The organism is Paenibacillus terrae (genome assembly GCF_000943545.1).
Classification (GTDB): Bacteria; Bacillota; Bacilli; order Paenibacillales; family Paenibacillaceae; genus Paenibacillus; species Paenibacillus terrae_A.
Genome location: NZ_JTHP01000007.1, coordinates 101,785 through 128,420 on the forward strand (window position 1 = coordinate 101,785; position 26,636 = coordinate 128,420).

Here is a 26,636-nt window from a genome sequence, read left to right on the forward strand (position 1 = left end):
ATTAGTCCACCTTCGCTTTCATAAATTGTTCGATTTTAGTGTGTGCTTCTGCTACCGTGAACAGATTGTCCTGTGTGCCAAAAAAGGCGCCTGCCAGCACTTCTTCCTTCACGGAAAACAATTGCTCCGCGTGCTCCTTAAGCTCCTCCAGCGTATAGCGGGGGCCGCTTGCTTCCTGCCCGGCATTGACCGGGGCCTTCTCGTTGTTGTCCAAGGTCACTCGGACCACCTCATTTCAAAATAGGATGAATTTCCACTCTGCGGATTAACGCCGCTTCCTCAGCCGGACGCATACGCCGCTGTACCAGCGTCAGCCGGAGCTGACCGTCCAAAATCGCATCCGCCTGCAAATCTGCGGAAGCTTCCGCCGTGGACATATAACGGCCCTTCTCCTGATCCAGAGGAAGCTGAATTTGAGCGCCAAAGCCCTCGACCAGCACGGAAGCCGCGCGATTCTCTTCAGCAGTGTCCGGGGCAATAACGTGCCCAATGAACCGTTTGCGAAGTTCATACATGGAGGCTCCCGCCATCCTGGTCTCGCAGCCGCTCAGCCGCCATAGCACCGCGTGCCGTCCCGGCTGTGCGGGCCATGCATCGGCGTACACCGACCACGTTTCGCCCAACTGCTTCTGCGTCCAGCGGGTCAGCGCCGCCAGCCATTCATCCGGCTGTGCAACACCGTTTGCCGGAGCGGCCGCCGGACTACCTTCCGTTTCAGGCACATACACGCCAAAACGTAGCGTTCTGTAGGCCTTGCCCGTGACGGTATCCAGCTTTTCCGCATCCCGCACGCCCAAATAGTGCGCGGTAAAAGCTGACGTGTCCTCGCCTTCGCCTGTCACCGGTTCCCGGTGCAGTCCGGCAATCAGGGCGCTCGCCCATACATCAGCCTGTGCCAGCCCGGCTTGTCCTGCGTACAGCTTGATGCGGACAACCTGCCGATATCCGGCCCAGGACGACTTCCAAATTTCCTCGCCCAGCGCCATAACGGCGTACGGCTCCTCTGCCGTCTGCGACGGTGGCTGAACATCGTATACGCGCCCTTGAAGCGCTGGAACAATGTCAATGAGCTTTTGTTTAAAGGCTTGTCTCATCCTGCGGCATGCCACCTTTGCGCATCCTGCACTCGCATGTTGTGGCTGCTTAGCCAGGCTTTTTTCCACTTCCGTGTTCTCATCCGGCGTAGCCTCAACCTCATGCATTGCAACATCCATTGCTTAGGCAACACGACTCCTCCTTTCTGTAAAACAATTCCCGGGAATCGACAGGGACGACAACCGCATGAAAAAACCGGCCCTGGTGGCCGGCTAACGTTTGACTGTGTGTGTCTTCGGTATGTCCTCTTGTCTTGATTCCCGATGATATAATCTTACACCCTTATAACGAATGCGTTGCCGGGGAAATGGACGATAAAAGCAGAGACTAGGGATGAAATTAGGCGGTATTTAGAGAACATGTGTTCTCGTTATTAAAAAAGACCTTGACCCCCGCTATTGCAGGAAATCAAAGCCTTTTAAGAAACGATATTAAAATAGAAATGCGAACGAATGGATAATTATTACATCATCCCAATTTTCGATCCGCGCCCTTCTGTAAGCCTCCCAGATTCAAAACACCCTGATCCGCCAGTGCAAGCGCCATTTTGTAAAAAGCCCGTGTACGGATTTTCGTGTACGTATCCTTGCTTACTGGCGGGTCGAGCACATAATTGTAAACCTTGTAGTCGAACACATCGTCATCCTTTAAATAACGCTCACGGATGAGCAGCTGTTCGCGTTCATTCAAACGGCCGACTACGGCATCCACCATTTTGCAATAAGCCAAGCGAGCCGCAGGAGCATCTACATTATATACGGCTGTCCGTGCCGTTGGATCGCTGGTCACATTCGTCGGTCCGTTCGGGCGATCCGTATAGCCGGCAGTGATAAAACTTTCCCGGTCCATAAAGGTAATGGTTTTATAAATCCGATATTTTTCAAATACCCCCTCCAGTGCGTTCTGCGTTTTGCGTCTGTCCAATTCGGGTAGGTTATTTTTCATGTAAAGCAACACTCCTTATCTTATGCCTTTTGACAATGATGTATTTTTTAGATCCAGAATTTTGCAAAATTCGATTCCAGTCGCTCCCTAGTGCAATATATAGACGAACTAGACCCTTTCGATTTATATATTGTTCATTGGAAGTCGCTTATTGGATTTTTGCAAAATCCTCAATCGTACAACTCTTACGTTTACAATTTGTTCCCCTTTTGTTCGTATTATGAGTATAACATAGCATTATTTAGGATAGCTATCCATCAGCAAAAAAAGCGGTATAGCTTCAAAAACAGGATATTCGCTTTATTTTCCTATGCCTTTTGGCATATTACGTGCTTTTACTATTTACCTAATGGTATAATGAAACTAATCTTTTATTCTGTTGCAGAAGGGAGCCGCCATTGTGGAACAACCAGCATTTGGAACATACTTAAAGCAGCAGCGTGAGCACAAGCAATGGAGCATTAACCAATTGGCAGAAGCGGCTGGCATCAGCAATTCACAAATTTCCCGCATTGAAAACGGGCTGCGTGGAGTACCCAAGCCCTCTACTCTCCGCAAAATAGCGGACGCGCTCAGCGTATCGTATACCGAGATGATGAAGAACGCCGGATATTGGGGAGAAGATGATTCCGTAGAGCAACATTCACACGACTCCTATCGTTCCAACGTACCGGAATGGGCTACTTCCAAAGACCGCTGGGATTTTAAAAAAATGCTAGAGGAAGACGGCGAATTGATGTTCGACGGCATTCCACTGGATAAAGAAGATCGTCAACGGATCAAGGATGTGCTAACTGGTCTGTTCTGGGAAGCCAAACAGATGAACAAGCATAAACCCAAATCGCCCCCAGCGGGCAGTGATCAGGAATAGCAGGTGAGCGCATGAACGAACTCATTCACAAACTCGTCCGAAAATACCGCACGAACTCCCCCTTCGATATTGCGGAAGCTCTGGGTATTCATATCCGTTACTGCGATCTGGGCCCCACAACCAAAGGGCTGTATTACCGCAAGCTGCGCAGAAGATTCATCGTCATCCACAACGGGCTTACACCGGAATGGGAACGATTCGTCTGTGCGCATGAATTAGGGCATGATCGGCTTCATAAAGGCGTCAGCCGCTTTTTTATGGAGGAGCATTCCTACTTTTTCCCCGGCAAATTTGAGATGCAAGCCAACCGCTTCGCTGTGCTATTGCTCAGTGAAGGACAACCACCGCTTACTGACGAAACGCAGGAGCATTATTTATCCCGGATCGGTCTGCCCAAGGAGGCTGCCCTTTTTTTTGACCCTAAAACGGAACATTAGTTCCCACATCTAATTGTCGTTTATTAATTCCTCTTCAATATAGGTAATTTGGCGATGGCTTTAACAACCGATATGCAAGGATTTTGCAAAAATCCAACAAGCGACTTTCAATGAACAATATATAGATCGAAAGGGTCCAGTTCGTCTATATATTGCACTAGGGAACGACTGGAATCGAATTTTGCAAAATCCTGATGCAAAAAAAATTTCAGTGCCCTAATATAAAATAGAAGTTATTTTTACAATCTTCTGATAAAATGTGGACGTAAGTGGTTTCTCTAATTCATTCATTTTACAGGAGGTTGAAAGAACAACATGAACTCATGGAAAAAAATCTCGTCCATCTTGACGACCGCCGCGCTTCTGCTCGGATGTCTCGGCACAGCAGCAGCGGACCCGGCAGCCAGTACGGGAACAGCGGGAGCTGCAACTCCTCCGGTCAGCGGGAAACACATCACCATCCTACATACGAACGATACTCATTCCCACGTGGTGGCGAACGACAAGGAAATGGGCTTCGCCAAGCTGGCAGGCATCATTGACCAGTACCGTGCTTCCAATCCCAATACGCTGCTGCTGGATGACGGAGATACTGTTCATGGAACGACTTTCGCTACTTTGGTCAAGGGTGAGAGCATTGTAAAAGTGGTTAACAAGCTTCGCTATGATGCGATGGTACCAGGCAACCATGAGTTTAATTACGGCTGGAAGCATCTTGTCGAGCTGAGTAAGGAAATTCAATTCCCGGTACTCAGCGCCAATATTAAGCAAACGGACGGAACACGCTTGTTCCAGCCTTATGTCATTAAAGAAGTCGATGGCGTTAAAATCGGCATTATCGGCCTGACCACACCCGAAACGGCATACAAAACCAATCCTAAAAATGTCGAGGGCATTCAATTCACCGATCCCGCGGCTGAAGCCAAAGCGGCTGTAGATGAAATCCGCAGTAAAGTGGACGTTGTTGTGGTCCTCGGTCATCTGGGACAAGATGCATCCAGCAAAGACACCAGCCTTAAGGTCGTCAAGGAAGTGCCCGGCATTGATATTTTCATTGATGGACACAGCCACACCGTACTGGAAAAAGGCCTGGTCGGTGACAATGGTACACTGATCGCAAGCGCGGGTGAATATACGAAGTATCTGGGCGTTGTGGATTTATGGGTCGACGGTGGTAAGGTTACGCAAAAGCAAGCTAAGCTGATTGATTCGACGCAAGCAGTCGATGTTCAGCCCAACGCTGAAATTGCTACATTGATCGCCTCTATTCAGAAGGAGCAAGAACCGATCCTCAAAGAGGTTGTAATGCAAACGAATGTGGACCTGGAAGGAGCGCGTGAAAAGGTACGTGCAGGTGAAACGAATCTCGGCGACCTGCTCACTGATGCCATGCGTGATATTTCGGGGGCAGATGTGGCCCTGACCAACGGCGGCGGCATTCGGGCGTCCATCAAGACGGGAACGGTAACCAAGGGAGACATCATCACTGTGCTGCCCTTCGGCAACCAGATTGTTACCCTGAAAGTGAAAGGCTCCGACATTCAGGCAGCACTTGAAAATGGCACAGCCTCCTATCCGGAGCCAAGCGGCGGTTTTCCACAAGTATCAGGGATCTCGTTTAAAATAGATACATCGGCAGCCAAGGGAAGTCGCGTCCACTCCATTCTGATTGGCGGAAAAACGCTTGATCCTGATGCCACGTACACACTGGCAACCAATGACTTTACGGCTGTAGGCGGAGATCAGTATACAATGTTCGCCAAATATTCGCAGGCAGGTATGTTTGGATCGCTTGATGAGGCGCTGATTCGCTACATGCAAAAGGTTGGCTCCGCCAGCCTGCAAGTACAAGCAGACGGCCGCATTCAAGAAGCCAAAGCAGACGGCAAGACTTCCGTTCCTGCCGCGCAGCCTGTACCACCTGCTCCAACCGCAACACCGGCACCCGTGCAGGAAGAACCGCAAGTGGTCTCTACCCCGTCTGCGAAACCTGCACCAGCCAAAGCTCAAACAGCGAAGCCACAGCCGACACCAGCTTCTGCACAAGCTACAAAAAGCCATGTGTATATTGTAAAGTCCGGGGATACACTGTATGACATTTCCCGCCAATATGAGTTCACCTGGCAACAGCTCCAAAAGCTGAACAAGCTGAAAAATCCTCACCGCATTTATCCGGGACAAAAGCTTGACCTCCCGGCCTAATTCAATAAGCTTGCAAAGGCAGCGTCCGGAATCCCAGTGGTTTCGGACGCTGCTGTATGTCAGGAGGTTATTTTTATGCGATAGTCCAAACTCATTTGGACATCGCATATTTTTTTTAAAAGCAAGCCTTTTAGCCGCTGACAAGTTGTGAACCGGGAGGTATGATGGAGAAGAGCCATTCGGGCAGAAAACATCCATCCCGTTCTCTAACGGGATCAGTTATATGTGTGGAAGGAGCACAAAAATGCAATACATTATTTATGATCTTGAGTTTACTGTTAGCCGTAACGCCAGATATTCCTCCGAAATCATTGATATCGGTGCCGTCAAAGTCATGCAGGGAGACGATGGCTTGTACGTTGCGGACACGTTTCACAGCTTTGTCAGACCCTCGAATCGGCCTGTGCTGTCTACGGATACCGTGCAGTTTACCGGTATTACTCAACGGGACATTGATGCGGCCCCGCTCTTCCCTGAAGCAGTGAAGCAATTTATCGCATGGCTAGGAACAGACTCAACCTATTACTTGTGTGCATGGGGGCCAGATGACCGTCAGAAGCTCGTATCCCATTGCCGCACCCATCATGTGGACCTTCATTGGATTCATAATACGAACGATATACAAAAACAAATCTCCCGTCTGTCCGGCTCCAATGGAAAATACCGTCAACTAAGCCTGTCTCAGGCGCTAGAGCTGTGCAACATTGACTTTGATGGTCAACAGCACCGTGCGCTGGACGATGCACTGAATACTGCTCAGGTTTTCATGCATCATTTTGATCGTATTACATTAACCCATAACGCTTCTGACGATGAGGAAAGCCGGGGTTCGAAGCTTGTATACTCCACACCGGAAGAAGAACAGGAGCAGTACAGTCCATTTGGCAATCTCGCCAACCTGTTTAAGGACCGTTAGGAGGATAGCACCCCGGCCCGTTCCGGGGGATCTATCACCCCTTGTCATTCGTGATTCCCTGCCTTTTTATCGGAATAAAATGCCCCCCAGGTTCGCAGCATTTCCTGCATTCGCTTGCGGTATCGCAAAGGCTCCAAAATTTCCGCCTCCGCTCCATATTGAGTGAGCCAATCCAGAAATTCACCATCATGATTAACCGTTACCTCAAACAATAGACTTCCATCCGGCAAATCCTTGAGAAAAGGCTTGATGAACAGCTCCTCTTCTTTGACCCGATATACAGATCCAGCAGAAAATCTTACCACAAACCGGATATTCTGGTCCCCCTTGGTAACTGACCAGGTTCCCTTAAAAAACATTTCCATTTCATAAGTATTCTTCTGAAACGTATACGGCAAAATCCTCATATTTCGAAAGCGGCTGATCCGAAAGGTTCTCATGGCGGCTTGCTTGTGACAAAAACCAAGCATATAAAAACGCCGATCCTGTGGAACCAGACAATAAGGATCAATCTGTACCAATGATACATCTTCATTCTGAGGCGAACTGTATTCCGCTTCAATGGTCTGCTGCGTAAGACTTGCCAAAACAATCAGCCTGAGCAGATAGGGCTGGTTTTCCCGCTCAAGTGTCGAGCCGAGCCGGACGATATTTTTCATTTCCTGCGCGAAGCTTGTCTGGTCCATCTTTTTTTTCTGACTGGAGGCCATCACTTTCTCATAAGCACTTTCAAAAGCTGGTGGTAAAAGAGGCTTTACGGTTTCCATGACATCCCCCAGCCTGGCAAAAGCCTGTGCCTCTTCTTCCGTCCAATTGAGTGGATACAAGGCGAAGTTACTAATAAATATGTATCCTTTGCCATGCCCCATATTGGCTATTGGAATATGCATAGCGCTTAGAGCCTCCATATCTCGGTAAATGGTGCGTTCTGATGTTTCACAACGTTCGGCAAGCTCTCTTGCCAATATCCCCGGATTTGCCTGAACAATAGTAATAATCCGCATTAACCGTATCAACCGATCAGTCAAGGAAGTCTCTCCTTTACAAAAAGATAGTAAATTAGACTCACTATATTACATAAATAAACTAGCATAATTGCCTACTTTAAAATATTAATTTCGGTAAAGTGAACATCCTCTACAGATATCTCATTATTAACATAGACTTTAGAACTATACGCTTCAAATAATCCAAAAGTCCCATTCCATTTATTCCATACAGCAAAAAGTAATTCGGCTTCCTCCAGATATTCCCTGTCTTCTGTTCTCGTCGCCCGTATAAGCAGTTCATCTGCTTGTCTGGTAAGCACAAACGCCCCTCGCTCCTGTTCCCCCTTCTCGTACATACGCAATGCTTTCTTCACAATAGGAGCCGTCTCATTCAGCTTTATGTATTTTTCCACCTTTGGGTTGATTGGAATGCTCAGCAGACCGAGATGATGCGTGTAATGGATAAAGAGCTGATCCGTTCGAATCAGCGTCCTTTTTTCCTGAGTTGGCTTACGCCAGCTCCACTCCATCAATCCAATGATATGTCTTCCGGAAGAGTGGGCCGGTATAGAAAAGGACAAAATAGCCTGCTTATACTTTCCCCTCCGCATATCACCACAGTGAACAAGCATGCACTCTCCGTCTTCCGAGCGATTGAAGCTGAGCCTGGCCCCATCCACTTTTAATAGATTTACCCCACTCTCTGGAATGAACCGGAGTTGCAGGTCACATCCAACTGTTTTCGGCATTAAAGTCCCTTTTCTTTTACGTATAGCCCCATGGCCCCATTCTATCAGCAGATTTACTTGCTCGGACCCATTCGCAGATATAGACTCTTTGTCCCATGTGTACGTTACGTTAACTATTGACTTCACCACTGGTAAATTCCCCCTAAAAGAACATGTAACTCTAAATTAACAGTGTTATCTGACACTATATTGTCAGGGAACATATGTTCGTCACCGAAAATTATACATGGTAATCTATAGAAAAGGGGGAGTACATCAACAAATAGCATTTTAAGCCATTGAAATTGCATAATTACGCAAAAAACAGCCCGGCTTAAGCCGGGCTGCATTATAGTCTCGTTTCATATATAAAGCTAAGAAATCATAGTTTCTGTCAAAGAAACATTCGCTTTTGTGCAAATATCGGGAACAGGCGCAAAAGTTATACTGTCCACCACCAGTTCCTTCGACAAAGGCTTTCCGTTTACGGTTATTTTTAACGTTTTATAGGTTTGTTCTTTTTCGTTCATCGTTCATTTCTCCTTCTATATTCTTGCTTAATATATTTATACTCATTTCTGTTCTTCATGAAATAGGGTTGGCTCTTGTACGTGCTCGCCAGAAAATTACCGGAATGTAGCTGCTTCCTTGATATACCCGTTTTGAGGTACACTTAAACTAAAATATCGACTTTTTTTGTAAATATTCCTCCCGGATTTGTCATCCTGTTATTCTAAACTTTGAACCCTAATCATTACACTATGCGTAACCATAAGATATGGGTAATTATGCTTATCATTTAACATCTTGGTGCATCAGAAGGAGGAAGATCTCTTGGTACGACAAATTTCTCGCTTTGCTTTCTGCCGCCGTATCGTCTGCGCTGCTGTAGCGCTTCTGTTTATTTTTGGCGGAACCGGAGTTCCGGGAGCACATGCCGCCTACTGGGATGATGTATACCAGGGCTTTGAGCAATTTTCCCGACTGCCTGGCGATGTATATCAGCTCAAGGAAAGCTATAAGCAAACGCAGGAAGAGCTGCAAAAGGCCCGTAGCAGCATTGAGGCTTATCAGGAGCAAAACACTCAACTATTAGAGCAAAATCGCAAGCTGACCGACACCGTCACCGAACTGAAAAATCTTCAGATTCAGCGCGATCAGGCTTCACACCGTAACAAGATGCTGATCCTCACAGCTGTCATTCTGCTGGCTGGTTATTTTATCGGTATCCGCCTGTTGCGTTACGGGATGCGTCGACGTTCGGGAAGATACTAGCCCCCTGAAAGGATGAAAGGCCAGAATGGACATACAAGCAGGACAACACCATGATGAAAGCGTCGGTTCTGTCGTAACGCTTGATCTGGCGGAGGGCGAAAAGCTGCATGTTCTTCACCCGCAGCAAATCATCGCGTACCGCGGACCCAGCTCAGGCCGTAGTGACAAACTGATGAATATTAAAGGCATGTACCGCAAGCACAAGCTGATTCAGGCCGATTTTACAGGAGCTTGCCGCCTCATTGCCGCACTTCCTCCCGGTTTCAGTCTGAAAATGATTGAGCTGGAAGGAGGCGACGATCTGCTATACGATTTTCGCAACCTGTTCTGGTACAGCTCCGGTATCCATATGCGCACCAAGCTGCTGAGTATGAAAAACATGTTGTTCAGTCGGGATGTCATTAAAATGAAATTCGATGGCATCGGCCAAATCGGTCTATTGACTCAGGGACTGGTATGTCAGGAACAGCTTCATCCGACAGAGCCGATGTATGTCGATGCAAGCAGCGTCATTGCCTATCCCGAGAACGCCCAGCTTGAGCTGACGGTGTACGGCAACCATTTGGCCAGCCAGCATATGAATTATCATTTTAAAATGACCGGACACGGTACTGTGCTTTTTCATGCGGGTGAACATCATCGACGGCTCCAGCAGGATATGAACGATGATGGCGTGATCAAACGCTTTTTAAGGGAAGTCATTCCATTTGGCGGAGTGTTTATCAAATAGCTCTGCCATGCTATAATGAAGGCGTCTGTCCTCTGGCAGACACCAAATGAAGAAAGTCCATGCTCCATGCATGGGAGAGGTTCGCGAACTCCCTCTATAAAAAACTAACGATGCTTTGTCCTCCGCATGAAAAAATAATCGCGGGGCAAGGCCTGTTTTTTGTTGAAGTCGGTTCAAGAACTCTCCTTCTTCCATGTGACAAGACCCTGTGTCTTACACCATTCCAAGAAGATCGAGAGGTTTTTTTATGTTTGCAAACGAAAAAGCGGTCGTCGTATTCAGCGGCGGTCAAGACAGCACCACCTGTTTATTTTGGGCGAAAAAACATTTTGCCGAAGTAGAAACCGTGACGTTCGATTACGGTCAACGCCACAAGCAGGAAATCGAAGTAGCGGCCGGAATCGCCCACGAACTGGGTGTTCCGCAATCGGTACTGGATATGAGCCTGCTCAATCAATTAGCCCCCAATGCCCTCACACGCACCGACATTGACATTACTCAGCAGGAAGGCGAGCTGCCCAGCACCTTTGTAGATGGCCGCAACCTGCTGTTTCTCAGCTTCGCAGCAGTGCTCGCCAAACAAAAAGGAGCCCGTCACATGATCACAGGCGTCTGCGAGACGGATTTTAGCGGCTACCCCGATTGCCGGGATTCTTTTATCAAATCGCTGAACGTTACTTTAAATCTTTCCATGGACTATCCCTTTGTCATTCATACCCCGCTCATGTGGTTGAATAAGGCCGAAACCTGGCAAATGGCCGATGAGCTGGAAGCCTTTGAATTTGTGAGAACCCGTACACTAACTTGCTATAACGGCATTATTGGCGACGGCTGTGGCGAATGCCCTGCCTGCAAACTACGCCGCGCGGGGCTGGAACAGTATCTGGCTGTACGCGGAGCTTCGTCGCCAGGAGTTGAAGGCCATGCATGAGCCGGGCTCCTTTCGTATCGTCGACAAGCTCCAGCAGTTCGGGACGGACATTGAACGCTCCCAACTGCGTTATCATCGCAAACGTATACTGGTCAGCAAGCAATTTACGTTCGATGCAGCACACCATTTGCACTGCTACGAAGGCAAATGCAAAAATCTGCACGGACATACTTATATCGTCGTTTTCGGCATTAGCGGCATACCGGACGAAACCGGTCTGACCCTTGATTTTGGTGATATCAAAACGATCTGGAAGGAGCGGATTGAGCCTTATCTGGATCACCGCTATCTGAATGAGACGCTGCCCCCGATGAATACAACGGCGGAAAATATGGTCGTCTGGATCTTCGAACAAATGGAGTCCGCCCTAACCTCGGAAGCATACCGCCATCGTGTGGAAGGCGGGCGCACTGAATTTGTACGGCTGTTCGAAACACCTACCAGCTATGCCGAATTCCGACGGGAGTGGATGCTGGATGAGTAATATCACGGCGACTCACCAAACAGCCGCACCTTCCCGGGGCCCAAAAACAGCCCCTATCCCTGTACTGGAGGTGTTTGGTCCTACCGTTCAGGGCGAAGGCATGGTCATTGGGCGCAAAACGATGTTTGTTCGTACCGCAGGCTGCGATTACCACTGCTCATGGTGCGATTCCGCCTTTACCTGGGACGGCAGCGCCAAGGATCAGATCCGTCGTCTCAGCGCCACAGACATTTGGCAGGAGCTTCAGTCCATCGGTGGCACACGGTTTTCACATGTGACTCTTTCCGGGGGCAACCCGGCCCTGCTCCCACAGCTTGGAGAACTGATTACCCTGCTGCGAAGCCAAAACATTGCCACCGCCGTCGAAACTCAAGGCTCCCGCTGGCAGGAATGGCTGTATCATATCGACGAGGTAACCCTGTCACCCAAACCGCCCAGCTCTGGTATGACGACCAACTGGGACGTGCTGGATGACATCGTAGCCCGCCTGTCAAATCAGAAGATTACTGATTGGAAGGCAGCTGGAGAGCCCTCGTCAGCGTCCAACTTCTCTACCGCAACTTGCACGAAGGAAGCTGCTAATGAATCAGTGAGATACTACCACGGAGCATGCAGCTTGAAGGTCGTCATATTCGATGACATTGATCTCGCATATGCACGCACCGTTCACGAGCGCTATCCACATGTACCGCTGTTCCTCCAGACTGGCAACCCGGATGTGAACACGGAGAACACCGGACAGATTGCGGAATCCCTATTGCATCGTTATGAATGGCTCATTGACCGTGTCATGGACGATTCATGTCTGAACGACGTACGGGTACTCCCGCAGCTCCACACCCTCGTATGGGGCAACAAACGCGGCGTATAGCACTGATAAGTAATATATTCCGTAGGGACTGGATGTGATCCACAAGCACACCAAATTTATACGAAGTACACTTTCGACAACCAAAGTTATAAATCAAGAGAAACCCTCGTCCATAAGGACGGGGTTTCTCAACAAGAGATCGCTCCTTAATAAAGGAGCGAACACTATTCTCTTCTGCCCCAACCTACATGTAAAACGAGTAGGGACTTTATGGTGTTGACGGCGGTCGGCAGCGGAGCGGAGGATTTGAAGCTGGAGAAGCGTTAGCGTTCGCCTTTGAAATGGGATTCTAACCTATACGTCTTTAACATGATCAGAAAGAATCCCATTTCAACAGCGATCGGAAGCTCAAATCCTTCGCGGAGCGCCTTCCCCCTCCGATCACCATAACTCCCTACCTCTTTTACCACTAATCTAAACTAAGGAGCCTCACCACTATGACCGGAAGATCACCCGAAGAAATGACCGACGTTACCCTGCTTGGCAATCAAGGCACCCAATACACCTTTGCCTATGATCCCGCCATTCTTGAAAGCTTTGATAATAAGCATCCGTACCGCGATTATTTTGTTAAGTTCAATTGCCCGGAGTTCACCAGCCTGTGTCCAATTACAGGACAGCCGGATTTTGCCACCATCTACATCAGCTACATTCCCGATATCAAAATGGTCGAAAGCAAGTCCCTCAAGCTGTACCTGTTCAGCTTCCGCAACCACGGCGATTTCCATGAGGACTGCGTCAACATCATTATGAATGACTTAATCAAGCTGATGGACCCGCGTTATATCGAAGTGTGGGGCAAGTTTACGCCGCGCGGTGGCATCTCCATTGATCCATACACAAACTACGGCAAACCGGGAACGAAGTATGAGCAGATAGCAGAGCACCGTATGATGAACCATGATACGTACCCAGAGACTGTAGATAACCGTTAAGTTCCCCCCCCTTGCATTTGCATACAAATAACAAGGAGCTGTCCCAAAAGTCATAGAATGACTCAGGGACAGCCCCGATGTTTCCAGTCTGTTGAAGTAATCCATATAGGCGTTACGCTTGTGGCGTTTACACAATCATATCAAATTTTGGTTTTTTTGTATTCATAAGGTGTTTTACCCATAACTTCTTTAAAAGCTTTTCTAAAAGATTTCTCGTTTGGAAATCCAGCCTCGTAAGAAATTTCTGTAAGTGACTTATTTGTTGTATCCAATAAATCGATCGCCTTTTCCAAACAAAGAATTTGCTTGTACTCGGTAAACGTCTGGCCTGTATATTCATGAAACATTCGCGACAAATAGGCCTCCGAATAACCGCAGATTCGAGCTGTTTTGGCTAGGCTAATATTCTCAGTGTAATGCTCTTTAATAAAGTCCATGATTGTCTTTATCTTTCGCTGCTTTTCACTAAATACTTCCGGTGGAATGTCTGTTGCCTGACTAAAATGATTGACAAGTAAATATTTAAGTTCAATAATTCGGCTTTGCTCTAAAATGTAGTCGTATTTGCCTTTGGAAATATGTAGATAGTATATATCCATAAACAACCCCCTTAATTTAGAGATTATACTATCTTCAACTGGTTTCTCTTGCGTGTTTAATTGAATGATTACTTGTTCATGGGCAAAAAAAGTGTCTGGAAATTGCAATACAACGACTTGGTTCTCCGTAATGCTCTGTGTGGAATGCGGCACATTGCTATTAATGAACAGCGCATCCTTTTCCATCAAAATGGTTATTTTCCCTTCATGCCACACCTTTAGACTTCCGCTTGTACAGTAGATTAATTCCATATTACTGTGAAAATGCATGGGGATAACTCTTTCTGTATCTCTCGATTGAAACATAAAGAGGTTAATCATTTTTCTTCTGTCTATTTCAATATGCTCATATATTTTTTTCATACGACACCTCATCAACCAGCTATGAGTAATCAACCCGTATCTATATTAAGTCAAAAACTTTAATACTCATACTATACCGATAGTAAAATGCCCAGACAAGCTGCAATCTATCCAGCTGGCTAAGACAAAAAGAAGGCAGTTCTTCTCGCAAACGGAGTAATGAACAGCCTTCCCTTGCCTGCTTGCAGCTCTGCAGGTGAATTATTAAATTATGGTATGTGCCGTAAATCCGTTATCCTGCACATTCTTGCAACTGATAAATCCTAACTTCTCCTTCATTGTCTCCTGCCTCAAGCAACACACTGCGTTGCTCAGTATCTTCTAAGAAATAGCGCAGAGAAAACACTTCCTCGCCTTCGTTTGCAAATATCTCCAGGCTTGAGCTTTCAATGAACATTTGTATTTCTGTAAGTCTATTATTTAATGTTGCTTTTCTGTACTCCCTCTGGTTCGTCAACCAGTTTGTTCTCCAGACTGTGAGACTGTTTTGTTCACGATCATAGTCAATCTGAACAGCGTCCCTTACTTTCATTGTGAAGTTTGCTGTGAGCATCGAAAAATTAATAATTAATTCCACTTGTAAAGAAGGCAGCTGCCACACACTGTTTTTTTGAATTTCCCCGTTGTAATGCATGCCATCCAGTCTTAACAATTGTAATTCTCGCAATGGTTTCTGGTACAACACACCGTTACTCAGCACTATTTCTCTAGGAAGAGTCAACGCATGAATCCATCCTTCCTGAATGGTCGGGACAGCCCTCTCCGCTTCTTCATTCATGGCGCTCATCCATCCGAACATAATGATTCTGTCATTAACCTTAAACGATTGCGGCGCATAAAAATCAAACCCTCGATCAAGCTCTTTAAAATCAGACAGGTTTCCGTTGAATCTTCCTATTTCCGATAATTTTCCAACAATATATCCCGATTGATTAGGATTTCTACAATATTCGCCTACCTCCGGTAAACCCTGAGGAGAGAAGACAAAAACATCATTTTCAGAAAAATTAATTATATCCGGACATTCCCACATATATCCAAATTCACTGTTATGCTCAAAAAATGATCCTTGGCATTTCCAATTGGACAAATCTTTAGATTTGTAGATAAGCGTATCTCCAGTCAAGTCTTCACTTTGAGCGCCCACGATCATCCACCAGTTCCCGTTTTGGTCTCCCCATACTTTTGGATCCCGGACATGCCTGGTATAACCTTTGGGATGTTCAAACAAAGGGCCTGTTTTTTGGAAATACTCGCCATCTTCTGAAATTGCTGCGCATTGATAGCTTTCTTTTACTCCATCATCTCTGGTTACATTTCCTGTGTAAAACAGATACAGCTTTTCATTATGAACCAAGCCCCCACCGGAATAAATGCCATCCTTGTCATACCATTCCGAAGGCTCCAGCGCGACACTTTTCCTTTGCCAGTGCACCAGATCGCTGGAAACAACATGGCCCCAGCATTTATGTTTATGCTCGGTTCCTTTTGGATTCCACTGATAGAACACATGATATTGATGATTGAAAAAGGCAAGTCCATTAGGATCATTTAGTAAACCGTAAGGAGGAGTAATATGATACTTTAGGTTATAAGCGTCGCTTTTATTCATGGTTATCCTCCGGTAAAAGAATAAAACTAAAGCTCAACAAAATTTCCTGCGAGCTTGAACCGATATAAACATCAAATTCGCCGGGCTCACTCTTGTATTTCATTTCACGTCCATAAAATTTAAGCATCTCTTCATGAATTGAAAATTCTACAATTTTTGTCTGGCCACTTTGCAAAAAAACTTTTTTGAAGTCTTTTAATACTTTAACTGGCCTTGCAACACTTGCAAATTTATCGCGAATGTACAATTGGATCGTTTCTTTCCCATCATAAATTCCAGTGTTGGAGACAGATATATGGATATCCACTAATTCATTTTTTTTCATTTCTTTTTGGCTGATTGATAATAGGCTGTATTCATATGAAGTATAAGATTTACCATAACCAAACGGATACAAGGGTTCATTCACTTCATCTATATATCGGGAAGCAAACCGATAGAAGCCATTTTCCTTCAAATTCGGTCTTCCTGTATTCAGCTCATTGTAGTACACCGGAATTTGTCCGACGCTTCGTGGAAAAGTCATCGCTAATTTCCCCGACGGATTTACTTCTCCATACAATATATTTGCCAGTGCTTCTCCGCCCATAGTTCCCGGATACCAGGCTTGAATAATTGCGTCAGCTTTTCCGACAACTTCGGTAAGAATCAAAGGTCTTCCACTATAAACGATCAAAATGATCTTTTTGTCCAATAGACTTAATTCATAGAGCAGTTTCAATTGAGGTTCAGGAAGCGTTGGGTTCGTTCGTGATCCTCCTTCTCCGCTTTGATAAATACTTTCTCCCAAGGCGAGGACAATGACTTCTGCTTCGTTCGCATTCCTAATTGCTTCATGCAGTAGAACTTCCTCAGCGCTTGTTTCAACAGCCAGTTTGTCCGCATATTTATCAAATGCTTCCCTTGCATCAAGGGGCAGCAGGTGCGCCCCTCTGCACACCGAGAGATTATCGGGATCAACAAGCTTTAACAACCCCGTTTTCAAATTTACGGTATCCGCCTCTTCCCCCTTAATCGCCCACATGCCCAGGGTGGAGTTCTCTTCTGCATAGGGACCGATTAAAGCGACCTTGGTATGTTTTGACAATGGCAAAAGTTCATGTTCATTTTTCAGTAGAACAACAGATTCTTCTGCCAAGGACAGCGCCGCTTTTTTATGTTCATCTGACAGAACGCTGCTTGTTGGAAGTTGAACGGTTTCCTGTAACCCGCGGAATGGATCCTCAAAAAGCCCCAAATCATTTTTCAGCTTTAAGACACGGTATACAGCTTCATTCAAAAGCTCCAGCATATGATCGTTACCGGATATTACATTCTTCAATTGATTGGCGTATACTGCCGTCTTCATATCCACATCAACACTCGCCAGCAGTGCCAGCCTTGCGGCGGAAGCCTCGTCTTCTGCATAACCATGCATGATTAACTCTTCTATAGCGGCGTAATCCGAGATCAATACACCGTCAAAATTCATTTCTTGTCTTAGCACGTCTCGGTTAAGCCATTCGTTTCCAGTCGCAGGGATACCATTCAAGGTATTAAAAGCCGTCATGACAAGCTTTACACCCGCTTCGATTGCAGCTTGATACCCGGGTAAATAATATTCCCGCAATGTATGCTCCGACATATCCACAGCATTATATTCACGTCCGGCGACAGGCGCACCATAAGCGGCAAAATGCTTAACGCAAGCAGCAATTTTATTGGCCGGCACTGTGCTGTCCAAATTGCTTCCTTGAATTCCCAGAACCACGCTTTGAGCATATTTCCTCGCCAACAAAGTATCCTCTCCAGGTGATTCCATCACCCGACCCCAACGGGGATCTCTAACGATATCTACCATGGGGGAAAAGGTCACGTGAATGCCTTCATCGTAGCATTCCTGAGCAGCAATCGAAGCCGCATGCTCTATATCATCATAATTCCAACTACATGCTTGAGCAATCGGAATCGGAAAGATGGTTCGATACCCGTAGATAATATCTGCCATGAACAGCAGCGGAATTTTATGAATCGATTTTTCCAAATAATCAGTTTGCAACCGGATAATTTTTTCCGGATTGGTAATGTTTAATATTGATCCTGTGTTATAAACATTGTAATCGATGTTTAACCCTAATTTTTTTAAAGGCCCCGTCACAACAGTGTCCATATCCCCTTCAAAAAAATCACCAGTCAGTTGGATGAGCTGGCCTATCTTCTCTTCTATTGAAAGGCTGTTCAATTTCTCAAGCAGTGTATTGTTGTCCATGATTCTCTCCACAAGATTTTATTTGTTATTTATTTTTTCTTTAAACCCAAAGATCCACGTCAATGCAAATGCTACACCAAAACCGATTAAACAAACTAAAATATACAGAAAAATCTGATTATTCAGATACAATAACAATCCAGGGATGGCTGTAATCGACATGCCCGTTGCTTGAACATTAAAGATACGTGCGAAAAATCCGCCAACCGCTCCCCCAATCAAGCCCATCAAGAACGGTTTACCATATCGAATGTTCACCCCGAAGATAGCCGGTTCTGTAATGCCCAATAACGCAGACATGGCAGAAGGGTAAGCAATGGATTTGGTTTTTAAATTTTTCGATTTTAGACCGACAGCCAGCGCAGCGCCTGCTTGTGCGCAAATCGATGCAGAACTGATCGGGTTCACCATATTCCAACCACTGCCCACCAACATCTGTATTTCAATCAGATTCAAGGCATGATGCAGTCCGGTAACTACAATAATCTGATTAATGCCCCCGTAAATAAATCCGCCGATGCCGTACGGTAATTTCAAAATGGCTGTAACTGCCGCTAATATTAAAAATTCCACTTCATGGAAGATGGGACCGATCACGAACAAGCCCAGTACCAGTGTGAGCAATAATGTTAGAAATGGCGTCAGAATCAAGTCCAATGCTTCGGGAACGGATTTCCTGATTCTCTTCTCCAGCATCGCCCCCACGATCCCTATAATGAACGCTGGCAGAACAGAGCCCTGATAGCCTGCAATTTTAATGAATCCCAAAAATAAAAGGGGTTCCTTAACATGTTGAGCGACATCCCAGGATGTAGGCAAGGAAGGACTTACCAGCATTAATCCGAGTAATATCCCCAAGATAGGCGACCCGCCGAACACTCTGAACGCTGACCAGCACACCAGCACGGGTAAAAATGCAAAAGCGGTATCGGTCAGTATTTGCGTAAATAATATAAAATTCGCGGAAATATGATCCGGTGTAAGCCCAAATAACTGAAGCAGTGCAGGCTGTGTTACCAAGCCTCTAACTCCCATGAATAATCCTGTAGCTACCAATGCAGGTATAATGGGAACAAATACGTCCCCGAAAACCCGGATCATTCTTTTGAAAAAGTTGTCATCTTGCGTTGAGGCCTTCTCTTTCAGCTCTGCCTTTGATGTAGCGGATACGTTCTGACCGACCATCGCTTCGTATACTTTATTTACGGTACCGGTTCCAAAAATAATTTGATATTGTCCGGATGTAAAGAACACCCCCTTGGCCTTATCAATATTCTCAATAAATTCATCATCAATAATGTCCCTGTCTTTTACAATCAGTCTCAGCCGGGTAGCACAGTGTGCCATGGAAATAATATTGTCTTCTCCGCCAAGCCCTTTAATTACATCTTGGGCTATTTTAACGTATTCTTTTTCAAGACTCATCAGTCTCTTCCTTTCCTCTGTTCCTCTTAGTTAGTCTGAATAATTAAAACTTTGACCAAATATGCTTCTTAAGAATATCATGACTGCGCTTTCAAACAGCGGGATTATTTTACTACATTAAGGTCAAATTTTGACCTTTTTATACCCTTGGTTATAAATATATACAGCAGCTCTGAGAAATGGGGTTTTTAAACAACAAAGTGCACCCTTAGAATAGACATTGGAATAACCCTTCCGTTATCCGATGAATTCTAAAGGTGCACTTCAATTGTTGTATACCGAGTTTATTACTTTGTAACTTTTAACTGAATACTATCGGTTTTATAGACAACCTTCACTTTGTACTTGCTTGGCAATCCAGTGGTTTCAATGGAAGTAAATGCTCCATTTCGTTTACCATAAGTCATGATCGTGGCACCGTTAGCTGGTACATATTTGTTTGAAAAATTCAGACGCAATTTCCCATTAGATATTGCAGTGCCTTTAATTTTGAGCAAATCATTTTTACTCTGAAGGTTGAGTTCGAGTACTCCCTTGGCAGATTGTTTGTAATCTCCGCCGATAATCAGCTTGCCAGAATTATTAGTACGGAGAGTACCTCCATTATTCGTAATACTACCATTTCCGAAAGCTGTCTCCGAATTTCCCTCCAGAATGCCCTGGTCGAGCTGTGTACCGCCGGAATACGTATTGTTGCCCAGCAGCTTCAATGCACCTGTTCCCTTTTTAGTCAGCTTTCCAACGCCGGAGATATTGTTGCGCCAGCGATCCAAAGCATTGAAACCGCCTTTGGAAGCGTCCATGGTCACGGTAACATTATTGGCAAAAGCCCCGTAACCATCTGCGGCGGAAAAGAGATTAAGCCGTCCCCATCCCTCAGCATCATCCAGTACAGGATAGCCGGAAGGAAGACCTGTAGTAGCCAAAACCCAACGGCGTTGTGTGCTGTCCAGGTAAGGCAGACGTGTTTCCAGCAGCACCTCAGCTCCCTTAGGCACCTTCATTGCAGTCGTGGTCGGGTTAATTGGACTAAATCCGTATGTCAATCGTTCAGTATAGCTTTTTTTATTGGCAGAGTAATTGCTGAACCGATCCGAGGCTGTACCCGTTTGTGTTAACAATTTACTGTGAGCATCCTGATAAGCTGCTTTCTTTAAACTGCTATTGGCCGGATCAGACAGGATGGCAGCCGCCGTCGCAGTTGCCATGACGCGCCCTCCCATAACATCAAATGGCGAATGCATACCGGCAACAATACGGTTGTTGCCCAGCTCCGAAGCTCGCGTCAGCAATTCCTGATAACGTTCTGGTACGGCATAGGCCATCGCAAAAGCGCTGAGATACGCGGCATTGGTATGACCACTAGGAAAACCGCCATCCTTGCTCGGATCAGAATTTTGTGCGGGCAGCAGAGTCGGAACCACGACTGAATTATTGCTCCAGCGAAACGGACGAGGATAGCTAAAATAAGCCTTAGCCGAGCTCGTCGAAGAGTAATCTCCACGCAAGGTATTGACTAAATTCACGATATTGCCTAACGCGGAACTCGTACTGCCTGCATTGGTTCCGGCATCTTCATATTTTTTAGTCAAGGCATCTGCCGGAATGTCATTGATTGTTGTAGTTGCCCCTGCATTCTTTCGATATACATCGGTAAGCGAACCCAGACCGTCGATCACACTGTAGCTCTGATTTCTGCGATCATCCAAATAAGCCGCATCTGCCTCACTGGAAGTACGGCGAGCAGCAATATCAATAACTTTTTGAATATTGGCGTCCAGTACGCTACTATTCAGCTTGGTACCTGTATCCCAGGTAGCGCCGGGAGTCCAAAGCTTATTAAATCCGGAAAGCAACCCGAGTGTCGGATTTGAACTTTCCGTCTTATTATCAGAATTATTATTTTTGTAATGATCTACGAAATATCCCCAAGAAGGCTCTGGCGCAGTTACCGTTGTTGGTAGGGTTGCCGCACTCGCATAACTTCCACCCAGGGAACCTATAAGTAAGGGTACAGATAATAAAGCAGCTGATAATGGCTTCTTTAGCAATTTCATTGTCAAATCATATCCTCTCTTGTGCTCTTCATGCTTCCTCTGTGTCATCCATACAACAGGTTGTATGGCATAAAAATCATAGCTTACATTTGTTAAATAAAGAGCTTGGTTTTGTTAAAATAAAAAAAGGCATCTCAAAGGCCGCTTATGCGACTCTTGAGACACCCTTGTTCAAGCTATTATGGAACGTCATTAACCTTACAGCCATACCTCTATAACTTTGCCATTTACAAAACCCACCACTTTGAAATAAAGACTACGGTTGCCGTATACCCAGGCTTCGACTTGGGTTCCGTTTGAAGCAGATCCCTTTTCTCTGACAGTTGGGTTTCCCCATGCGAACTGCACTTGCGTCGTATTCATGCCCAAGCTGACTTCATTATTTTTAATCTTGTTCCAAATGGCTTGCGACCATTGATATTTCTTGTAGGGATCGTAAGTCAGGAATTGATCGGAATCGGACAGCATTTGCGGGATGCGTGAAGCTCCAACCATGGAAAACGTGTTATAAGTTACGCCATTGGCTCCCTGAAAAATAACTTCATACGATTTAACGCCATTCGGGTCCGTACTGACCTCGATATCTTTAACTGTTACTTTGCCAAAGCGCTCTCCAGCGCTATAGAAGTTATTGACCCAATAGGTTTTGCCAATGAGTTTGGACAGACTGCCCAGATCAATGGCTTTGATAATTTTTGCCGTTTCCGGCGTCTCAATCACAAGCTTGGTAGCACCCACAGCTAGTTCCGCTTGCTGCCGATCACGATTCCACTTAAATCCTCCCAGCTTTAGATCGGTCAACAATGTTCCCGGGAATACCACCTGTCCATTGACTGTTTGTATCTTGCCTTTCAACGCAACAGGTTTGCCATTCACCATCGCAGAAGAACTCCCTTTTTGGAGTACAATATTGTTTTTGCCCAGCTTGATCGTAAAGGTCTGATTTGCCACGGTTACCGATCCGCCCAGCGTCTTGAACACAGACTGCACAGGCAAATACACACTGCCGTTCAGCATAGCCGCCCCGGTCAATGTTTGATCAGATGCTACTTTCAAGGTAAAAGATGATGGTATACCTTCGGTCCGCAGAGATACGGCTGTACTGCCAATGCCCCGTACTTTGAGTTTGCCTGAGCCGTCCTGCTGTAGCTCGGCAACCTGGGGCTTCTCTACTTCAATTTCACTGGCTTCGGGATGCCGTGTGAATCGATAGCCATTGGAATACGTCTCCTGTACATTCAATTGAATGCTGTCACCGATCGCAGCCTCTTTGGAGGTCGTCAACAGGGTCATCCCTGTTAATATAGGTAAACTCAATGGAGTCGTGGTACCATCCTTATAGCCGACCCAAGAACCATCCTTTAATTGTGCAAAAAGCTCGTCAGGTGAATCAACCAGCCGTACAACATTAGACAATCCGCTAAGCTGCACCGCCGGATATTTTTTCAGCCGATCATAGCTCCACACCGTCCCGTCGCGATGTACGGTAATCAAGACATGCGTACCTTTTTTCCACAATATCGAAGCAATATCACTCCCCACTTCACGCGGCGGTTCATTCGTCAGCATATCCAGCATCGTGACATGACCGTCTTCCTTCAGCACCGCGGCATAAGCCGTACTCATTTTGATATCAAGCGCACCATCTACATGACCTATCTTGCGCGGCTTGGATTCTGCATAGCCTGTGGAATACCATACATCACTGGATCGAGTAAGAACCGTAAAGTAGGTGCTTACCTTATCTCCGTCAATGGCATCTGATATTCCCTCGACCTCTCCTCTTCCCCAAGAGATCGTCCCATCGTTTTTAATAGCCAAGCCCTCTCCGGTGATCTCTTTAACTCCTGAGGATTGAGCCGCTACTGTTGCATGGTCAGAATAATTATCCCAGTTGGCTACCTTTCCGTCCTGAGTCCAGCCGTAATAGTCTACACTTTCATCCTTGCTGCCTATAATTCCCTTCAAATTCAATTTCTCAATAACGGGGCCATCAATACTCTTTCTCCATAAAGAACCGTCATCCAGTAAGTAGTTATCCCGGTCGACCACATCAATGATTTTAGCGGTTTTCCAAGAGTTGTTCGCGATTACATTCGTCGCTGTCTCTGCCGCTGCCGCTGTTGAGCCGTTGTTTAGTGTAGCGCCTGCTGTCACTCCACAGATCATCGCTGCAGCCAGTACAATTATCCCTGTTTTTCTCATGCTTGCTCCCCTTTTCTTTCCCTATTTCCATATAGCATTTTGCATAATTCCTTCCTCATGCTCATATATATATCGGTTTCAAAAATGATAAACATTTGAATTCCCATGTGACGTGTAGAAAATCCAACTAAATCAAGCAATTGCGAGTATGCAGTAGGATGGGAAAGAACCACCGAGTAAAGGCGGCCTTTATGCCCCTTTCAGCCATTTGCTGCAAACGGATCGCTTCCTATATCTTAAAATATACATACATAATCGGAGGTTGCCATGACTACTAAATCTGCTACAAAAAAAGAAGCGGGCCAATCGCTCCCTCTGCCGGGACCTCAAGCGAAGGGCACCGTTTTTGCGATTCTGATTGCCATCAGCTTCGTCCATCTGTTCAATGACTCGATTCAATCGGTCATTCCTGCGATCTTTCCGATCTTAAAAGAATCCATGAGCCTGAGCTACACGCAGATCGGCTGGATTTCATTCGCCATCAATTTTACAGCTTCGATCATGCAGCCAGTCATTGGCTTGTTTTCGGATAAGAGACCTACGCCCGCGATCCTTCCGATCGGCATGGGCTTTACGCTGACAGGCATGCTGCTGCTCGCCTATGCTGCCGATTATAAAGCAGTGCTCATCGCGGTCATCTTCGTGGGCCTGGGCTCGGCTGCCTTTCACCCGGAAGGCTCGCGTGTATCCCACATGGCGGCCGGACCTCGTCGGGGGCTGGCTCAGTCCATTTTCCAGGTTGGCGGCAATGCGGGCCAATCGCTGGCACCCATGCTTACGAGCTGGATTTTTATCCCGTTAGGGCAATTTGGCGCCATCTGGTTCACAGGTATTGCTGCGGCCGGGATTGTGGTCCAGTCGTTCATCGCTCGCTGGTATGGTAACGTCCTGCGCACGGAAGGCTATGCACGTAAAAAAGCGGCGGCACGCCAGATGAAGCCCGAAGTACGCAACCGTATTATGTTTGCCATGGTTGTTCTCATTCTGCTGGTATTCGTCCGTTCGTGGTATTCGACCTCGGTCGGCAGCTACTATTCGTTTTACCTGATGGAAGTGTTTAAAATGCCACTGGCTGATGCACAACTGTACATTTTCCTGTTTCTCGGAGCTGGTGCGCTAGGCACCTTCTTTGGCGGCCCGCTGGCAGACCGTTTTGGTAAACGCAACATGATTTTCCTGTCCATGGTATTGGCCGCGCCTCTCGCGCTATTGTTGCCTTACGCCAACCAATTCTGGACGGCTATCCTGTTGCCGATTATCGGATTTATTATGCTGTCGAGCTTTTCGATTACGGTCGTATATGCGCAAATGCTCGTACCCGGCAAAATCGGAACCGTCTCCGGTCTGATCACAGGCCTCGCTTTTGGCCTTGGTGGGGTAGGTGCGCTGGTGCTCGGCAACTGGATCGACAAAGTAGGCATCACGAACATCATGTTCCTGTGTGGCTTTTTGCCGTTGCTCGGCATTTTGACGTTCCTGCTTCCTACAGATAAAACCCTGAACCGCTGGGCCGAAGAAAACGGAGCCGAAGTGTAACAGGCAAGCGTGTGGCGGCCATCCCGGCCGCTTCACACCTTCGTAATTGCCTAATCTGATTCCCCAAGCAAGCCAAGAAGCATCCCCTCTTGTATCCCGAACCATCCAGTCAGCTCTCTTCTTCCACCAAACGCATCAAAATACGGCGCTTCCTATATAGCATTTTACCCGCCTCAGCTACATCACGAATAGCACTTCGATTTGCAATGGAGCCAAACAAAATGCCCGCAATCGGGATCATCTGGAGCAGCTTTTTCCATCCAAACTGATCGCGGTACGTATTAACGACTTCTCTCCATCCCTGCATCTGGGAAAAGACCTGCGCCTGGCGTGAAGGATCATCAAATAAGGCCAGTTCCTCCAGCACAGCCTTTTTGCCCACAATATCGGATGAAGCGAATTGCATACATTTAATGATAAATATGCGTTCCTGCTTCTCATCGGGATTGAAGCCGTAGCACAACGCCATTTCCTGAAGTACCTTGAGCGACAAGCCGAGCAAAATAGGAATATCCGCTGCGATGGTAAATACACCGCCAATCCCTGTCGTTGCTCCCTGAGCGGTAGCAAAGGTGATGCGGCCTGCTATCATATCGTCAGCGGTCTGATCCATGATCGTCAGGGGCAAATCAGCCGCCTGCTTCAATCCCCACGTCGGTTCAGAACTACTATCCGAATCAGCGTTTTCCCCATCATGAAGCCGATCCTGCGTATCAGGAATGGAATCCGCGCCATTTTGCCGAATCACGTGTTCACGGGCCGTCCTTTTCAGCTTATTCAGAACCGTTTCTTCTTTCACCAGATATTTACCACCGTTTTGAATAAAGCTTCCCAACTCGTTAAGCAGCTGCTCCAGCTTGTCCTTAATCATTTTGGGTGTCAGTCGATCCAGTAGCATAAAGGGCCATCTGCCGAGCTTTTCCCAGAAAAAAATATCCTTTTGCGCCTTCTCCCACGCCTCAATGGTTTTCAGCTCATGACGCAATCGTTCCTGACTTTCCCGAAATGCTGTAACCTGCTTCATAGAAGTACACGTCTCCTTTAAACCATGCTTATTTATGTAATGGGTAATACGTATGTGAGGTAAGTTTAGGTTTCTTTTTTAGCGAATAAGATGTTAACATCGTTTTAGCCCATTGCAGGCTTGACCGAAGCTTCGTTTTGCGTAACAATAATTCCTAA

The 26,636-nt window shown here is 46.4% G+C and carries 24 protein-coding genes and 1 riboswitch; of the genes, 11 read left to right on the top strand and 13 right to left on the bottom strand.

Going from position 1 to position 26,636, the window contains the following annotated elements; translation table 11 throughout:
• Position 1: 1 nt before the first annotated feature.
• From QD47_RS06005 to QD47_RS06015, 3 genes are all read right to left on the bottom strand, one after another.
• The gene (locus tag QD47_RS06005; RefSeq protein ID WP_044645256.1) at positions 2–220 is read right to left on the bottom strand and encodes a hypothetical protein; all 219 of its coding nucleotides are present in this window, start codon (positions 218–220) and stop codon (positions 2–4) included.
• A 10-nt stretch (positions 221–230) separates the two neighbouring features.
• Positions 231–1,202, bottom strand: a complete 972-nt coding sequence (locus tag QD47_RS06010) for a hypothetical protein (protein ID WP_044645293.1) — start codon at positions 1,200–1,202, stop codon at positions 231–233.
• Positions 1,203–1,563: 361 nt separating this feature from the next.
• Positions 1,564–2,040, bottom strand: coding sequence for an ArpU family phage packaging/lysis transcriptional regulator (locus QD47_RS06015; protein WP_044645257.1), 477 nt, complete (start codon positions 2,038–2,040; stop codon positions 1,564–1,566).
• Between the two features lie 400 nt (positions 2,041–2,440).
• On the opposite strand from QD47_RS06015, the gene QD47_RS06020 reads away from it, so the two are divergent.
• The 4 genes from QD47_RS06020 to QD47_RS06035 all read left to right on the top strand — a co-directional run bounded on the left by QD47_RS06020 (position 2,441) and on the right by QD47_RS06035 (position 6,466).
• Positions 2,441–2,911: a helix-turn-helix domain-containing protein gene (locus QD47_RS06020; RefSeq protein ID WP_044645258.1), complete on the top strand. Its 471-nt coding sequence runs from the start codon at positions 2,441–2,443 to the stop codon at positions 2,909–2,911.
• 11 nt (positions 2,912–2,922) lie between these two features.
• On the top strand, positions 2,923–3,348 hold the full coding sequence (locus tag QD47_RS06025; RefSeq protein WP_044645259.1) for an ImmA/IrrE family metallo-endopeptidase: 426 nt from the start codon (positions 2,923–2,925) through the stop codon (positions 3,346–3,348).
• A gap of 315 nt (positions 3,349–3,663) precedes the next feature.
• Entirely contained in the window at positions 3,664–5,550 is a 1,887-nt protein-coding gene (locus QD47_RS06030; protein ID WP_044645260.1) for a 5'-nucleotidase C-terminal domain-containing protein, read from the top strand.
• Positions 5,551–5,794: 244 nt separating this feature from the next.
• On the top strand, positions 5,795–6,466 hold the full coding sequence (locus tag QD47_RS06035) for a 3'-5' exonuclease (protein ID WP_044645261.1): 672 nt from the start codon (positions 5,795–5,797) through the stop codon (positions 6,464–6,466).
• A 44-nt stretch (positions 6,467–6,510) separates the two neighbouring features.
• Here QD47_RS06035 and QD47_RS06040 read toward each other — a convergent pair whose 3' ends face one another.
• From QD47_RS06040 to QD47_RS32420, 3 genes are all read right to left on the bottom strand, one after another.
• Positions 6,511–7,494, bottom strand: a complete 984-nt coding sequence (locus QD47_RS06040) for a helix-turn-helix transcriptional regulator (protein WP_044645262.1) — start codon at positions 7,492–7,494, stop codon at positions 6,511–6,513.
• Positions 7,495–7,565: 71 nt separating this feature from the next.
• Positions 7,566–8,333 carry a hypothetical protein gene (locus QD47_RS06045; protein ID WP_044645263.1) on the bottom strand — a complete coding sequence of 256 codons (768 nt, stop codon included), beginning with the start codon at positions 8,331–8,333 and terminating at the stop codon, positions 7,566–7,568.
• A gap of 224 nt (positions 8,334–8,557) precedes the next feature.
• Positions 8,558–8,713, bottom strand: coding sequence for a hypothetical protein (locus tag QD47_RS32420; protein ID WP_200893391.1), 156 nt, complete (start codon positions 8,711–8,713; stop codon positions 8,558–8,560).
• A 304-nt stretch (positions 8,714–9,017) separates the two neighbouring features.
• On the opposite strand from QD47_RS32420, the gene QD47_RS06050 reads away from it, so the two are divergent.
• The 6 genes from QD47_RS06050 to queF all read left to right on the top strand — a co-directional run bounded on the left by QD47_RS06050 (position 9,018) and on the right by queF (position 13,409).
• Positions 9,018–9,458: a hypothetical protein gene (locus QD47_RS06050; RefSeq protein WP_044645264.1), complete on the top strand. Its 441-nt coding sequence runs from the start codon at positions 9,018–9,020 to the stop codon at positions 9,456–9,458.
• A gap of 25 nt (positions 9,459–9,483) precedes the next feature.
• The gene (locus QD47_RS06055; protein WP_044645265.1) at positions 9,484–10,188 is read left to right on the top strand and encodes an AIM24 family protein; all 705 of its coding nucleotides are present in this window, start codon (positions 9,484–9,486) and stop codon (positions 10,186–10,188) included.
• A gap of 70 nt (positions 10,189–10,258) precedes the next feature.
• Positions 10,259–10,302: riboswitch (PreQ1 riboswitch) on the top strand.
• Positions 10,303–10,435: 133 nt separating this feature from the next.
• Positions 10,436–11,119: a 7-cyano-7-deazaguanine synthase QueC gene (gene queC, locus QD47_RS06060; RefSeq protein ID WP_044645266.1), complete on the top strand. Its 684-nt coding sequence runs from the start codon at positions 10,436–10,438 to the stop codon at positions 11,117–11,119.
• Positions 11,112–11,603: a 6-carboxytetrahydropterin synthase QueD gene (queD, locus tag QD47_RS06065; protein WP_044645267.1), complete on the top strand. Its 492-nt coding sequence runs from the start codon at positions 11,112–11,114 to the stop codon at positions 11,601–11,603. Before queC ends, queD begins: the two co-directional genes overlap by 8 nt.
• The gene (queE, locus tag QD47_RS06070) at positions 11,596–12,474 is read left to right on the top strand and encodes a 7-carboxy-7-deazaguanine synthase QueE (protein ID WP_044645268.1); all 879 of its coding nucleotides are present in this window, start codon (positions 11,596–11,598) and stop codon (positions 12,472–12,474) included. The genes queD and queE overlap by 8 nt, the downstream gene beginning before the upstream one ends.
• Positions 12,475–12,911: 437 nt before the next feature.
• Complete coding sequence (gene queF / locus QD47_RS06075; RefSeq protein WP_044645269.1) at positions 12,912–13,409, top strand: preQ(1) synthase; 498 nt, start codon at positions 12,912–12,914, stop codon at positions 13,407–13,409.
• 140 nt (positions 13,410–13,549) lie between these two features.
• Here queF and QD47_RS06080 read toward each other — a convergent pair whose 3' ends face one another.
• The 6 genes from QD47_RS06080 to QD47_RS06105 form a co-directional block, all read right to left on the bottom strand.
• Entirely contained in the window at positions 13,550–14,371 is an 822-nt protein-coding gene (locus QD47_RS06080) for a helix-turn-helix domain-containing protein (RefSeq protein ID WP_044645270.1), read from the bottom strand.
• A 232-nt stretch (positions 14,372–14,603) separates the two neighbouring features.
• Positions 14,604–15,983, bottom strand: coding sequence for a glycoside hydrolase family 32 protein (locus QD47_RS06085; protein WP_044645271.1), 1,380 nt, complete (start codon positions 15,981–15,983; stop codon positions 14,604–14,606).
• Positions 15,976–18,231, bottom strand: a complete 2,256-nt coding sequence (gene bglX, locus QD47_RS06090; RefSeq protein WP_044645272.1) for a beta-glucosidase BglX — start codon at positions 18,229–18,231, stop codon at positions 15,976–15,978. The genes QD47_RS06085 and bglX overlap by 8 nt, the downstream gene beginning before the upstream one ends.
• 18 nt (positions 18,232–18,249) lie before the next feature.
• Positions 18,250–19,656, bottom strand: a complete 1,407-nt coding sequence (locus tag QD47_RS06095; protein WP_044645273.1) for a sucrose-specific PTS transporter subunit IIBC — start codon at positions 19,654–19,656, stop codon at positions 18,250–18,252.
• A 287-nt stretch (positions 19,657–19,943) separates the two neighbouring features.
• Entirely contained in the window at positions 19,944–21,713 is a 1,770-nt protein-coding gene (locus QD47_RS06100) for an acid phosphatase (protein ID WP_044645274.1), read from the bottom strand.
• Positions 21,714–21,911: 198 nt separating this feature from the next.
• Entirely contained in the window at positions 21,912–23,918 is a 2,007-nt protein-coding gene (locus QD47_RS06105; protein WP_044645275.1) for a stalk domain-containing protein, read from the bottom strand.
• A gap of 267 nt (positions 23,919–24,185) precedes the next feature.
• Between QD47_RS06105 and QD47_RS06110 the strand changes: the two genes are divergently transcribed.
• The gene (locus tag QD47_RS06110; protein ID WP_044645276.1) at positions 24,186–25,454 is read left to right on the top strand and encodes an MFS transporter; all 1,269 of its coding nucleotides are present in this window, start codon (positions 24,186–24,188) and stop codon (positions 25,452–25,454) included.
• Positions 25,455–25,563: 109 nt separating this feature from the next.
• On the opposite strand, the gene QD47_RS06115 is transcribed toward QD47_RS06110, so the two are convergent.
• On the bottom strand, positions 25,564–26,478 hold the full coding sequence (locus QD47_RS06115) for an EcsC family protein (protein ID WP_044645277.1): 915 nt from the start codon (positions 26,476–26,478) through the stop codon (positions 25,564–25,566).
• Between the last annotated feature and the right edge of the window lie 158 nt (positions 26,479–26,636).